Below are 13,759 nucleotides of genomic sequence, written 5' to 3'. Positions count from 1 at the left end.
CGCGCGCCCGCGGAAGGAGCGCGGTCGGCGCGAACCGGGCGCTACTCGAGCGAGCCGAGCGTCACGTCGAAGGTGAGCACCTGCTCGTCGCGCACCACCGTGATCGTCGTCGAGGTGCCGGCCGCGAGGGCGCGCACCTGGGCGGTGATGTCGGTGGCGCTGGTGATCGGCAGCTCGTTGAAGTAGGTGATCACGTCACCGGACTGGATGCCCGCGGCATCCGCTCCGGATCCGGGCGTCACCTCGCCGACCACGGCGCCGAGCGTCGAGCCGGTGTCGCTGCTGGCGTCGCCGACGGTGACACCCAGCAGGCCGTGCGAGGCGGTGCCGTCGGTCATCAGGTCCTCCGCGACGCGCAGGGCGAGGTCGGACGGGATGGCGAAGCCGACGCCGATCGAGCCGGACGTCGAACTCGAGTCGCTTCCGGTGCTGGCGATCGCGACGATGATACCGATCAGCTCGCCCTCGTCGTTCAGCAGAGCGCCGCCCGAGTTGCCCGGGTTGACGGCGGCATCGGTCTGGATGACCGGGATCGAGATCGACGACGACGTGGCGCCGGTGCTTCCCGGGAAGTCGAAGTTGAACTGCGGCCCCTCCGAGCCCTCGGCGTCGCCGGTGCTGTCATCCGGCACCGCCGAGGAGGCGACGCTGATGCTGCGGTTGAGCGCGCTGACGATGCCGTCGCTGACCGAGTTCGAGAGGCCGAGCGGGGCGCCGATCACGACGGTGCGGTCGCCGACGTTGAGCTCGGAGGAGCTCGCGGTGTCGATCGGCGTGAGGCCGCTGGCGTCCTCGAGCTTGATGACGGCGAGGTCGGTGATCGCATCCGTGCCGACGATCGTGGCGCTGTAGATGTGGCCGTCCGAGGTGGTCACCTCGAGCTGCGCGGTCGCGGTCGCGCCGTCGAGCGTGACGACGTGGTTGTTGGTGAGGATGTAGCCGCCCTCGGTCAGGATGACGCCCGAGCCGGAGCCGGAGACGGATCCGCCCGAGGCGCTGATCGTGACCACCGAGGGGGCGGCCTTCGCGGCGATCGCGGTCACCGCGGTAACGTCGTCGGGGTTGTTGACGGTGATCGTGCTCGGGGCCGATTCGGTCGTCTGCGAGGTGGAGGTCGAGGATCCGACCGCCCAGGCGGCGACGCCGGCACCGGCGGCACCGCCGATGAGCGCGCCGACGGCGAGCGCGGCGACGACGGGGAGCCCCCCGGTGCGACGCGGGGACGTGCTGGCGGCGGGGGCCTCGCCCGGCTCTGACGTCGCGGCGGCCTCACCCGGCTCTGCGTCCGCGGTGGCCCCGTCGAGCGGCTGCGGGGCCGGCGGGGCCTCCGGTGCGGTCGGCGGCCCGGTGGGGGTCTCGGGAACGCCGAGCGGCGGCGCGTCGTCACCGCCTGCCGCGGGCAAAGCGGGGGTGGACGCGGTGTCGGCCGGCGTTGACGCGGCCGTTTCGGGGGTCGATGCGCCAGTCGAGGCGGCGGTCGAGGCGGCGGTCGTTTCGGCGTCGGCCGCGGGGGTCGCGGGGACGCGCTCGTCGGCGGGCGTCGGAACGGCGGCGGTGTCGTCGGTGGGCTGCTGCTCGCCCGGCGTCGGGGTGTGATCTGTCATGGGTGCTCCTTCCAGCGTGGCTAGCATCACGCCAGAACCTGTGTGTCAGTTATGTCGGCGATGGGAGCCTACTTGAGCATTCGGAGCGGGGCCGGGTCGCGACAGGTGGCCGACGCGGCGACGCTCCGCGCCGCACCGCATCGCACCTCAGCTCACGGCACCGCGCCGAGCCGAGCCGAGCGACGCTGGCGCGGTCAGCAGCCCGGGCCGGCCGGGTTCACGCGGCAGTCGTCGGCGACCAGCACCGTCGTGGCACCGCTGACCGTGATCGCGAGATCGTTCGCGGGAAGCACGAGTTGCCCCGCGATCGGCACCCAGGGCGAGCCGGCGTAGCGGTACTCGGCCGCGTAGCCGACCGAGAGCCGGATGACGTAGGGCCCCGCCGTCGCGTACACGTGACTGGTCGGCGTGACGTCGAACTCGGCGACCCCGAGGGACGCCCAGGTGCCGCCGGGCCGCGAGCGGGTGGCGCTGCTGCCGTCGCCGTAGTCCCAGAAGTACTGCACCGGCGTGAACCGCACCTCGGCGGGGCGCCCGAGCAGCGTGCCGGGCACGATCTGCGTTCCCGTCTTCGCGTAGAAGTTGGTCGGCAGGCCGGCGATGGTCCAGCCGTTCGGCTGCATGTGGTGGGTCGCGGACGCCGGCCGGAAGCTGGCGATGTCGACCAGCGTCACCGGCGCGACGACATCCCAGCCGTCGCGCTCGACGTCGGCCGTGCAGGTGGGCACCCCGTTGCCGTAGGTGACCAGCGCCGTCTCGCACGGCGGCAGCGGCGCCGCCGCGCGCCCGTCGCCGGAGCCCCCGCGCCCGGAGCCGCCGCCCGAGCCCGGCGAGCCGTCGTTGCCGGTCAGCTCGACGTCGTCGTCGGTGATCTCGCCGGTCACCCCGCAGCCGCCCGCGAACACCGACCCTGAAGTGCATTCGCTACTTGCGGGCGCAAGGACTAGGGCCGCGGCGAGCGAAGCAGCTAGCAGAAGCTCGAGTCCGGCCATCTCTCACTCCCGTCAACCTTGAGAGCACCATCGGCATCGGACACAAACGTCACTTCGAGTGCGAGCACCTCATCACGGTCGGAAGGAGTTGCATCGGCACCCGACTCATCGACGAGTTTCGTAGCCGAGATGTCGATGCACCCATAGGCCACGACGGTCACTTGATCGCTGTCTGTCTTCAATGACTGGAGTTGTGCAAGGCGAGCAACAGTGTCGCCGACCAGCCGGTAATTGGCGTCGCTCAGTTCCTGCGCCGATTCGGACTCGGCTGCCAACTTGCTCGGCGTGACGACTGCCTGAAGCGGCTCGAGTGACTGCCAACCGTCGTGCCCGACTGAATCGGCGGCGAGCCAGTACGCGACGTAAACCTCCTCCGCCACGGCCAGCGCCTCCTCCTCGGAGGCGAACAGCGGCGTGCTGCTGGGTTGCGGCGGGACGGTGATCGGCGCCGGTTCGGGCGTGCACGCGGTCAGTCCCAGGCTGAGGCTGAGAGCGACGGCGGCAACTACGGCGGCGACCGGGCCGGGCGAGGCGATCCGCATGCGACGACGGTAGGACATCCGCTCGACGCGTGGACGAGTCATCCACAGAGCGGCAGTAAGTTGGTCTCCATGACTGTTCCGGGCGCCTGGGAACGAGCCGCGCGCGGAGCGATGCTCCTCGGCGAGGACGGCGCGCTGCGACCCACCATCTTCGGCGAGATGTCCGCGCTCGCGGCCAGCACCGGCGCGATCAACCTCGGCCAGGGGTTCCCCGACGAGGACGGTCCGCGCGAGGTGCTCAACGCCGCCAAGAGCGCGATCGAACGAGGGCCTGAACCAGTACCCGCCCGCGCTCGGCATGCCGGTGCTCCGCGACGCGATCGCGCGCCACCACGCCCGCTTCTACGACCTGCGCATCGACCCCGACCGCGAGGTGCTCGTCACCGCCGGCGCGACGGAGGCGATCGCTGCCTCCCTGCTCGCCCTGCTCGACACGGGCGACGAGGTCGTCACCTTCGAGCCGTTCTACGACTCCTACGCGGCCATGATCGGCCTCGCCGGCGCGCGCCATGTGACGGTGCCGCTGCGCGCCCCCGATTTCCGCCCCGACCTGGATGCCCTGCGCGCCGCGGTCACCGACCGCACCCGCGTCATCCTGATCAACTCTCCGCACAACCCGACCGGCATGGTGCTGGATCTCGAGGCCCTGGAGCTGATCGTGGAGCTCGCGCACCGCCACGACGCCTGGATCGTCAGCGACGAGGTCTACGAGCACCTGGTCTTCGATGACCCGGTGGACGGCACCCGGCACACCCCGATCGCGACCCTGCCGGGGGCACGCGAGCGCACCGTCAGCATCGGCAGCGGCGGCAAGACGTTCAACACGACCGGCTGGAAGATCGGCTGGATCACGGCCCCGCCCGCGCTGATCGCCCCGATTCAGGCGGTGAAGCAGTTCCTCACCTACGTCAACGGCGCCCCGTTCCAGCCGGCGATCGCCGCCGGACTCGACCTGCCGGACGACTACTTCGCCGGCGCCGCCGCCGCGCTCGCCGCCAAGCGCGACCTGCTCTCGGCGGGCCTTGTCGCCGCGGGTTTCACCGTCTCGCGCCCGGCGGGCGGCTACTTCGTGATCGCGGATGCCGCCCCGCTCGGCGCGACCGATGCCGACGAGTTCTGCCGGGCGCTGCCCACCCGCGCGGGCGTCGTCGCCATCCCGTTGACCGCGTTCATCCGCCCGGAGAACCGCGCCGACTACCGCACGCTGGTGCGCTTCGCGTTCTGCAAGCGGCACGACGTGCTCGAGCGCGCGGCCGCCAAGCTGGCGACAATCGGGCGCTAGTCGCGCCGCGCCCGCGCCAAGGGAGTTCGGCGCGGGCGCGACATCGTCAACTGCTCGACCGCGCGCCGCGCCCGCGCCGACGCAGCTCGGCGAACACGAGCGCGCCGGATCCGATCACGAACAACAGCGCGGCGAGAACGACACCGCCCGCGTTGGCACCGGTGAACGCAAGCGGTGCCGGCGGAGTCACTTCGTGCACCGTGCAGAGCGGATCGGCGGGGTCGCACAAGGTCGGCGGCGAGAATTCCGCGGGCACGAGGAAGTTCCCGAGAACGTGATCGCCTTGCTCGGAGTACGACTTGACGACGACCGTGTACCTGACGGTGGCGGTCTCACCGCCCGGCACTGAGCCGCTGACCCGCAGTTGTCCGCTCACCGAGTCGTCGACCCGGAGCGCGCCCGTGGCGGCGATGCTGTCCTCGAGCTCAGCGTCGTCAAGAACCGCACCGAGGTAGTCGACATAGTCGACCATCACCGCCCCGACTCCGACGTTCTCGAAGCTCAGCGTGTACTGGATCCGAGCACCGGACCGGATGTCGGTGAACGAGGCAGGGTTCGACGATTTGCCGGGCAGCAGCTCGCCGGTTTCGTTGCGGGTGCATCCGGGCTCCTCCCCCGAAGCAACGTCACAGACCGGGTCGCTCGGCGTCTCGTCAGCCGGATCGAGAAGGAAGTTCGCGATCACGTCGTCCCCGCGCGCGCCGGAGTCCCGAACACGAACGGTGTACTCGACGGTCACCGCCGCACCCGGCGCCAGGGTCCCGACGATCGAGAGTCGATTGCTGGGATCGGGGCCGACGACGGCAAGCGAAGCGTCGGACGAGGTCGGCCCGTCGACGAGGTCCGCGTCGTCGAGCACGTGCGTGAGGTCGTCGACGCGATCCACGTCGCCAGCCGCCGTCCCATCGTTGCGGAACGAGAGCGTGTAGGTCAGCTCCTGCCCGCCAACGACCGGTGTCCCCGAAACAGGGTCCACGTCTTTGCGGTCGTGCAGCTCGGCCATGGCCGTGACCGTGCACGGCACAGCGGTGGGGTCGCACGACGACGGCGGCGACTCTCCCGGGTCAAGGACGAAGTTGGCAGCACTGCTGTCGCCTCGCGCCGTCTCGTCGCGAACAGTGACCGTGTACGTGACGACGGCGACGTCGCCGGCTCCCAGGGTGCCGGTGATCGAGAAGGCGTCGTCAACGACGCTTGAGACGACGATCGATGCGACACCGGACACCGGTGCCGACGTCAGATCGGCGTCGTCCAGCACGCCCGCGAGGTCGTCGATCTTGTCGACAGCTCCCTCCGCCGCTCCCGAGTTCTCGAAGCTGATGGAATAGGTGAGCACCGTTCCCGCTTCGACGGGATCGGTCAACGCGACGACCGTTTTGGTGATCTCGATGTGCGGAAGCTCGGTGACCGTGCAGGGCATCGACCCGACATCGCACGCAGAAGGCGTCTCAGCTCCGGGGTCGAGAACGAAGTTCTGTGCGGAGTCGTCGCCGCGATCCTCCTGCTCGCGCACGGTGACCTGGTAGCTGATCTGAGCTTCGGCGCCCGCGGCCAAGGACCCCCCGATCGAGAACACACCGGACGTCACGCTCGAGACGATCACCGATGGCGTGTCGGATTGTGGCACCGAGGTGAGCTCGGCGTCGTCGAGCACGCCGCTCAGGTCGTCGACCTTGCTGGGCCTGCCCGTCGCTGCGCCCGAGTTGCGCACCGTGATCGTGTACGTCAAGACGGTCCCTGCTCCGAGCACGGCCGTGGATGCCGACACGGCCTTCGTGTACTCGAGAGCCGGGAACTCATTCAGCGTGCAGGTCGGGAACCGGCTGTCGACCGGGTTGCACTCGGGGCTCGCGGGGGTGGCCGGGAACTCCCCGCCGGGGTCACGCTCGAACAGGAAGTTCGCCGCGCGGTCGTCTCCGCGCGCGTCGTCGGCGCGCACCGTGACCACGTAGGTCACGGTGTAGGTCGCCCCGGGGGGAACATCCCCTGTCACGCTCAGGAAGTTGCCGACGATGCTCGCCGTCAGACCGCCAGACGATGTCGGCGCAGTCGTGACGTCTGCGTCGTCAAGCACGTGGCTGAGGTCGTCGCGCGCATCGACCGCGGCATCCGCCGCGCCGTCGTTGGCGAAGAACAGCGTGTACTCAATCGTCGACCCGGCCACCGTCGGAGTCGCCGAAGGGGTCGCGCTCTTCCACTGTGTCAGCCCCGCCGCGGGAATCTGCACGAAGTCGCACGACGACGCACCCGGCGGTGTGTCGCTCTCGTCGACGCAGACGACGTTGCGCAGCGAGTGATCGCCGCTGCTGTCGTCATAGGTCATGCTGTAGCTGAACTCGAGCACTTGGCCGCTGGCGAGCGCTCCCGACCATTCCAGCTCGGGCGCCGAGAACACCGGCGCGGTCGCGGCTGCGCCGTCGACGGTCGCCGACATCGCGGAGGGGCCGGTCGCGTCATCCAGCACCTCGGTGAGATCATCGGTCACGCGCGCCGGCGCGGCGCCGGTGTAGTCCCCCGGTCCGGTGTTGGTGGCGGTCACCGTGTAGGTGACAACCCCGCCATCCGCGGGAAGCGCAGTCGTGTTCGCCGACTTCTCAACGGTCAGGCGCGGCAGCAGGAACGTGGTCTCTGCACACGGCAGCCCCGTGGCCGGGTCGATCCCGTCGACCGGCGGGTCGCATGCTGGCGTTGCGCCGCCGCCACCCCATGCGACATTTCGGACCTCGCCGTCGCCGTCGGCGCCGACGGTGACACTGTAGATGATCGTCACCGTCATCCCCGGCGGGAGCGAACCCTCCCATGCGAGGACCCCGCCCACGAGCGATACGGCACCGGCGGGCAATCCGTTGACTCGAGCAACCGCGTCGCCGGAATAGCTCGCGTCGTCGAGCACCCCGCTCAAGTCGTCCTGGACGACTGCGGGATACTCGCTCGTGTAGGCGCTCGCGCCGACGTTCTTCGCCGTCACCGTGTACATGACGGTGTCACCGGGCCGCGTGTTCACCGTTGCCGTGGATGTCTTTGCCACCTCGAGCTCGGCGTCGACGACGATCAGCTGGTGGTCTTCGACCTCCCCACCGTTGACGGCGCCCCCCGGCGCAACCGCTGCGCCCGCTGGCAACAGCCGGAAGCGCGCGAAGGTGTCGGCGCTCGGCATTCCCGCGGGGAGATCGAACTCGTAGTCCTGCCGCCCGGATCCCGCAGGAACCGTCACCGTGTCGAGTTCGCTCGCCTCGAACACGCCGTCGCCATCGACATCGATCCAGCGCGCCAGGACGGCATCGCTCGCTGTGTCGTTGGTCGCCGAGACCACCACCGTGGTGGGACGACCGTTCGTGACGACGATGGGCGAGGCCACGCCGTCCTCGTCGGCGCCGTCGCCGGTGGCGTCGGAATTCGCCTGCCCGTCATTCTCGGTATCGATCGAGTCGCCGAGCATCAGCGGAGCGGTGCGCGTCAGCGGGTCATAGTCGTTCACCGTGTGGCGAGGGCCGTCGTCGTCGATCAACGTCGCGTAGGAGGCAGGCGCATCGCCGTAGTCGACGTACAGCTGCGACTGCGCGCAGCGGGCGCCATCGTTCGTCCCCGAGACGGGGCCCTGTGCGAACAGCGAGGCCTCCGCCGTGTGCACGTCGATGCGGTAGACACGTCCATTGCCGTTGTTCGATGCGTAGAGGTAGCCGCTGGCGTCGGCGTAGACCGCGCCGATGGTGTTTCCGTTGCCGAAATCGCCGAGCACCCCCACCACCGACTGCGATTTGGTCGTCCGGTCGAACGCCATCAGAACCGCGTTGCCACCAGTGCTGGACATGACACGGTAGAGGTAGTCGCCGCCCCCGGGAACCCACGCCCAGTCAGCGCCGCTCGAGTAGCCTGCGGGCGACGAAATCGCCCCGTTGGACACCAGCGTCATCGTGGCGAGGTCGATCTCGAAATAGAAGCCGCTGCCTCCGACCCAGTAGTGGCCGTTCTCATCAACGTCGCCGATGATGAATCCCCGCTGGTCCGGAACTCCCGCCGGACGCCCGAGACTCGTCATCGAGCCGTCTGCTCCGATCCGAACGATCTCGTACGCCGTGCTCGCGTTTCCGGTGACGTAGCCATAGACATAGCCGTCGAGCTGATTGAAACCGAGCGCGTTGATGGTTCGGTCGAACGTCGCCGTCGTCGCGTACTCGCCGGTCACGAGGTCGATCTCGTACAGGCTCGTCGGAGAGCCCTGGAACAGCAGCCCCGGCGCGTTGGCAGGGCAGTCCAGGGGCGCGTCCTCGACGTTGACGCTGAAGGCGTAATCCTCCACCTCGCCCGTGAGCGAGACACCGGTGGGCACCAGCTCGGCAGGGTCGGAGGCGATCCGCAGCCGGACGAAGGTGCGCTGACTGCCGGTCGAGCTCACGGCGTCGGCAGTGACCACCCAGGTCAGGTCGGCTTCGCCGCCGATGCACTCGACGAGCTCTGACCGTTCAGCCGCTGAGAACTCCCCATCTCGATCCCAGTCGATCCATCCCGCGACGGATCCCGGGCCAGCACAGGCAACATCCAGCAGAGAGAAGGACCCTCCGCGCACCACATCGATCGCGCTCGGGGGTGAGATGCCGTCCTCGTCGGCGCCGTCGCCCAACGCATCGTTGCTCGTTCGCGTCGAGGCCTCGGCGTCGACGGTCGCGCCGAGCCGCGGCGTGGCCGACACCGCCAGCACAGCCGGCTCCAGATCAGCGAAGAGGTCCGTGGTTCCTTCGAGAACCTCGCCACCGGTCCAGGCGGGATCGAAGATGGCTGCTGCGGTGTCGTAGGCAGCGGGAGCATCCCCGAAGTCCACCGCGAGCGCGACTCCGATCGCGACCGCGCTTCGACCGCCGCCTTGAAGGTCGATCTGTGCCGAGGTCGCCCCCTCGATCAGCATCACGGCGAGCGGACCTCCCGCCCCGGACTGCCCCGGCAGCTGAGTGCACGCCGGTCCCGTCGAGCTGAGCCGGAGGGAACCGTCGGCGCCGAGCAGAGCTTCGCTCGAGGTCGTGCACGACGGTTCACGGTAGCGCTCGATCAGACGCCAGGTCGCTGCCGTATCCGGTGTCACCTCGATGTACTCGTTTGTCGTGGCCGACGTGGTCTCGGCATCGGCGATGACCAGTCCCTGAATGGCGACGGGTGCGCCGTCGAGTGTTGCTTCACACGCCACCGCGATCGAGACGAGCTCCCCGTCGATCTGATTCGCGAGACCGATCACCATCTCGTTGCTGGTGTCGGTGCCGCCGACGTTGTAGAGGTTATCCAGACCATCACCAGCGAACTCGCCGGGGCGGTACGCGATGATGTCGCCGGTTGCCGAGGTTACTTCACACCGGGTTTCGAGCTCCTGCGCTCCCACGTCACGGATCGAGCCGCCCGTCGCACCGACGGAAACCACGTCGCCGGGCGTCTCCGCCCAGGAGACCCAGTCGACGAGGCCTCGATGCGCCCCCGCGCCGTCGGTCGCGTACTGCGCGAGAGCGGGAGCACCGGAGATCGAACTCATGGCGACGACCGAACTCGCCACCAGCGCGAGCACCGAGACTCCTGCAATGCCCCGGCGCGGTCGCTTCGTGCGCTGCCCGCGACCAGCTGCGTTGAGACGTGTCACTCCAACTCCCCCATAATGACGCTTCGCGCAACCCGGCGGGTGCAACATTCGAAGACGACAGATCCCCAAAACCGAGTTCGCAACGCCCAGCCAACGACAGGTGGTCGACTGATTTCCACATTCGATTGATTTTTCGCCCCGGTTTTCACCCGCCGTGCATCGCGTCGAGACCAGCCCCCGCGTGCGACTTCTGGTTGACTCAGCAGTGCTGTCGCTTGGGGGAACGGAAGCACGCAATCAGATGACAATTGAGCACGACGCGCGCGGGGATGCGCGAGCCCTGCCGTGGCCCCACGTGCGCGAGCCCAGGCTCATTCGAGGCGTCCCGCGCCTCAGCCGGTCTCATCTGCCCCGCCCTCGGCTCACACATGTCCTCGACGACGACTGGCCGGTTGTCGTCTTGCACGCACCAAGCGGCTACGGCAAGACCTCCGCGCTGGCTGAATGGGCCCGCACCGGCTCGACACGCGGGGGCGTCTGGCTGACTCTCGACGGCTCGACATCGCGCACGGACGCATGGGACGTGATCCTTGCAGCGCTGATTCGCGATGGGCGCCTCGCGCACCCCGAGCGCATCGACACCACCAGCGACGTCCGCCTCTTCCGCACCTCGCTCCTGAGCGCGATCGAGCATGCACCGGAGCCGATCGATCTGATCGTCGATGCCGCTGACTGCTCACTTCCCGCCGAGCTCGAAGATGATCTGGTGCATCTGCTGCGGAACTGCGACCGCCTGCGACTGCGCGTTGCAACGCGGAGGTCGACGACGTTCCACGCTCAGTCGACGGCTCTGCATCTCGACTGCCGAATCGTCGGCATCGACGAACTCCGCTTCACACTCGATGAGACGCGATCACTCACCATGCTCGCCCGCGTGCCAGCGGCCGATGCCAGCATTGAAACCCTGCACCGAATGACAGCCGGCTGGCCGTTCGCCGTGCGTGCTGCCGCGGAGTTCACTCCGTCAGACGTCGTGAATGCGCACAGCAGCTGGTTCATCGACTCGTCGTTCGCCGAGGGTCTCGGTTTTGTCCGGCGGGTCGTGCTGGAGGAACTCGCCTCGTTGCCCCACTTCGCCTATGTGCTCCCGACATCGATTCTGGAGTCCTTCAGCATGGAACAGGCCCGCGCACTTGGCGCGGCCGACGAGGATGCCGTGGTGCTGGACACGATCGAAGCGCGCGGGCTGGGCAGTTGGGAGAGCCACGGCGTCACCCGGCACTTCCGTCTGCAGCCGGTCGTTCGCGAGGCGCTTCTCGAGCACGTGTCGGCATCCGAGCGCCGGCGCCTGCACACCGTGCTCGCCGACTGGTTCGAACCGCGCGATACGGCACTTGCCTTTCGGGCCGCGATCAATGCCGAGGACTGGTCCCGCGCCGCGCGACTGGCGCGCCGCGACTTCATGGCGGTGTCGGCGGCGCTGAGCCGCGATCCCCAGCTCGTCGAAGACCTCCCGCGACAGGCACTCCGCTCCGAACCGATGCTCGGCATGCTGAGCGGGCTGGGCCACTACATCACCGGGGACACGCGCCGGGCTCTGCGCGCATTCGCCCTTGTCACGATGCGCGGCGATCAGCTTCGCGCCTTGCACGCCGCGCAGACGACAGTCGATCAGGTGTGGACCCACGGCCTGATCATGGTGGCGGTGCGGCTCGCCGGACGATGGGAGCTCGTCGCCCCGGCGCTTCGTGCCTTCAAGAAGCTCCACGCCCGCGCGGATGATCCTGAGGGCGAGCTCTCGAGCGCAACCGCGATCATCGTCACGCAGACCGCGAACACGCATCTGATGCTGGACGAGATCAGCGAAGCGCGCGCCATGATGCTCGATCGCGACACCATCCGCATCGACCACGCGCTTCGGCGTCGGCGACTGTTCGCAGACTCGCTGACCGCCCTCTTGGAGTCGCTCGACGGCGACCTCACGGCCGCGCGCCGGACGATGGACCGCATGACGACGTCGCGGATCCCCGCCGACGTGAAGCGGAGTTTTTACGGCGTTCCGCTCAATGTCGCGGCCGCGATCGTCGCTGTGGAGACGTTCGACGCCGAGAGCGCAGAACGATCAGTGCTCGAGACCTGGGAGCACTGGGACACGATCGAGATGTGGCCGTTCCTCGCGCACACCCGCGCGACGGCCGAATGGATGCTGCGCGGAGCGACATCCGCTCATTCGCTCTTGTCGGAGTTGCGAGCGCACAAGACGCACCGCCCGCCAATCGGCCCCGCGATGGACGCGATGCTGGATGCGCTGAGCGCCGAACTGCTGCTCGCGCTCGGGCGCACCTCAGAGGCTCGAGCACTCACGGACTCCAAGCGCCGGCGCGCTCATCGGAGACTCACCGTCCCGGCCGCCCGGCTGCGCCTGCTCGTCGGCGAGCATGAGCGAGCATTGGACCTGAGCGAAGCCTCACTCCGCGCGGCAACCACGATTCGGCAGCAGTTCGACGCTCTGACCATCGCCGCCAGCGCCGCACACCAGCTCGATCAGGTTGAGATCGCCCGGGCGAGATTTCGAGCCGCAGGCGATCTTGCGCAGCGGCACGGTCTCCGACTCGCCTTCGCAGCGATGCCGCGGCCCGCGTTCCTGGAGTTGGCGAGCGACGAGGGAACCGACCCGGAGTTGATCGCCGAGGTGTCCGCCCAGCCGCCGCTATTCCCTTCCCCGGGCCAGGCGCCGCGGCTGACCCCCCGCGAACTCGTCGTGCTCACGGAACTCGCCTCCGGCGCGACCCGCCCGGAGATCGCCAGACGCCTTCAGGTCTCGACCAACACCGTGAAAGCGCAGGCGCGCTCACTCTCGATCAAGCTCGGCGTCTCCGGTCGAGATGAGCTCATCCGTGAGGCCCGCCGCCGCGGGCTTCTCTAAAGCAACAACAGCTGCAGGCAGCCCCGCTACCGCGGAGCGACCCCGAACCGCCGCAAAGCCAGCGCCGGGTTCACCCGCCGCACCTCCGCGACGCGCGCCGGCGAGATCCAGGCAACTCCGACCTCGACCGACTCCCCCACGGTGACCAGTTCGACCCCCATCGGGTCGACCACCATGCTGTTGCCCGCACCGACCGGCGGGGCGTGGTCGGCGGCGGCCACGAAGAGGGTGTTCTCGAGCGCGCGCGCCGTCACCAGCGTGCGCCAGTGGTGCTCCTTCAACGGGCCGCGCACCCACTCGGCGGGCAGCAGCACCAGGTCGGCACCCGCATCCGCAAGGCGTCGCGTCACCTCAGGGAACCGCACGTCGTAGCAGGTCTGCAGCCCGACCGTGAACCCCTCCCACGAGAACACCGGCGTCTGGTCGAGCGGACCAGCAACCACCCAGTCGCTCTCCTTCTGGCCGAAGGCGTCGTAGAGGTGCATCTTGCGATAGCGGGCCACCACCGCACCGGACGCGTCGACAGCGATGAGGGTGTTGTGCACCCGCTGCGCGTCGCCGGGCACCGCCTCGATCATCCCCGCCACGAGATGGATGCCCAAGCGCGCGGCGAGCGCCCCGAGCGCCCCGCTGAACTCGCCGTCGATCGCCTGCGCGAACGGCGCCACGTCGGCCCCCATAGCCGCAGTGAAATACGACGAGTACTCGGGAAAAACGACCAGCCGCGCCCCGCGTTCGACGGCGAGCTCCGCCAGGCGCGTGATCTCGGCGAGGTTCGCCGCCGGGTCGTCGCCGGGCGCGAACTGCGCCACCGCCACCGCCGCGGCGGAGTTCTCAGATGGGGCCATGCTCT

6 protein-coding genes and 1 pseudogene are annotated in these 13,759 nt (G+C 69.1%); 2 read left to right on the top strand and 5 right to left on the bottom strand.

All coding sequences use genetic code 11. The annotated features are described in order from the left end of the window. Positions 1-41: 41 nt before the first annotated feature. The 3 genes from AC0L6Y_RS02760 to AC0L6Y_RS02750 all read right to left on the bottom strand — a co-directional run bounded on the left by AC0L6Y_RS02760 (position 42) and on the right by AC0L6Y_RS02750 (position 3,138). The gene (locus AC0L6Y_RS02760) at positions 42-1,604 is read right to left on the bottom strand and encodes a S1C family serine protease (protein WP_473554944.1); all 1,563 of its coding nucleotides are present in this window, start codon (positions 1,602-1,604) and stop codon (positions 42-44) included. Positions 1,605-1,798: 194 nt separating this feature from the next. Further along, positions 1,799-2,488, bottom strand: a complete 690-nt coding sequence (locus AC0L6Y_RS02755) for a PKD domain-containing protein (protein WP_473554940.1) — start codon at positions 2,486-2,488, stop codon at positions 1,799-1,801. A gap of 83 nt (positions 2,489-2,571) precedes the next feature. Then, positions 2,572-3,138: a hypothetical protein gene (locus tag AC0L6Y_RS02750; protein WP_473554936.1), complete on the bottom strand. Its 567-nt coding sequence runs from the start codon at positions 3,136-3,138 to the stop codon at positions 2,572-2,574. Between the two features lie 69 nt (positions 3,139-3,207). On the opposite strand from AC0L6Y_RS02750, the pseudogene AC0L6Y_RS02745 reads away from it, so the two are divergent. Beyond that, positions 3,208-4,420, top strand: a pseudogene (locus AC0L6Y_RS02745) (aminotransferase class I/II-fold pyridoxal phosphate-dependent enzyme). 46 nt (positions 4,421-4,466) lie between these two features. Here AC0L6Y_RS02745 and AC0L6Y_RS02740 read toward each other — a convergent pair. Next, complete coding sequence (locus AC0L6Y_RS02740) at positions 4,467-9,968, bottom strand: CshA/CshB family fibrillar adhesin-related protein (RefSeq protein ID WP_473554930.1); 5,502 nt, start codon at positions 9,966-9,968, stop codon at positions 4,467-4,469. A gap of 253 nt (positions 9,969-10,221) precedes the next feature. Between AC0L6Y_RS02740 and AC0L6Y_RS02735 the strand changes: the two genes are divergently transcribed. Beyond that, positions 10,222-12,906 carry a LuxR C-terminal-related transcriptional regulator gene (locus AC0L6Y_RS02735; RefSeq protein WP_473554927.1) on the top strand — a complete coding sequence of 895 codons (2,685 nt, stop codon included), beginning with the start codon at positions 10,222-10,224 and terminating at the stop codon, positions 12,904-12,906. Positions 12,907-12,932: 26 nt separating this feature from the next. Here AC0L6Y_RS02735 and AC0L6Y_RS02730 read toward each other — a convergent pair whose 3' ends face one another. After that, a complete protein-coding gene (locus tag AC0L6Y_RS02730; RefSeq protein ID WP_473554922.1) occupies positions 12,933-13,754 on the bottom strand; it encodes a carbon-nitrogen hydrolase family protein in 822 nt (273 codons plus the stop codon). Positions 13,755-13,759: the final 5 nt, after the last annotated feature.

It is taken from the genome of Pseudolysinimonas sp. 10J20-29 (assembly GCF_055809595.1).
This window is presented reverse-complemented; position numbering and strand designations above follow the sequence as displayed.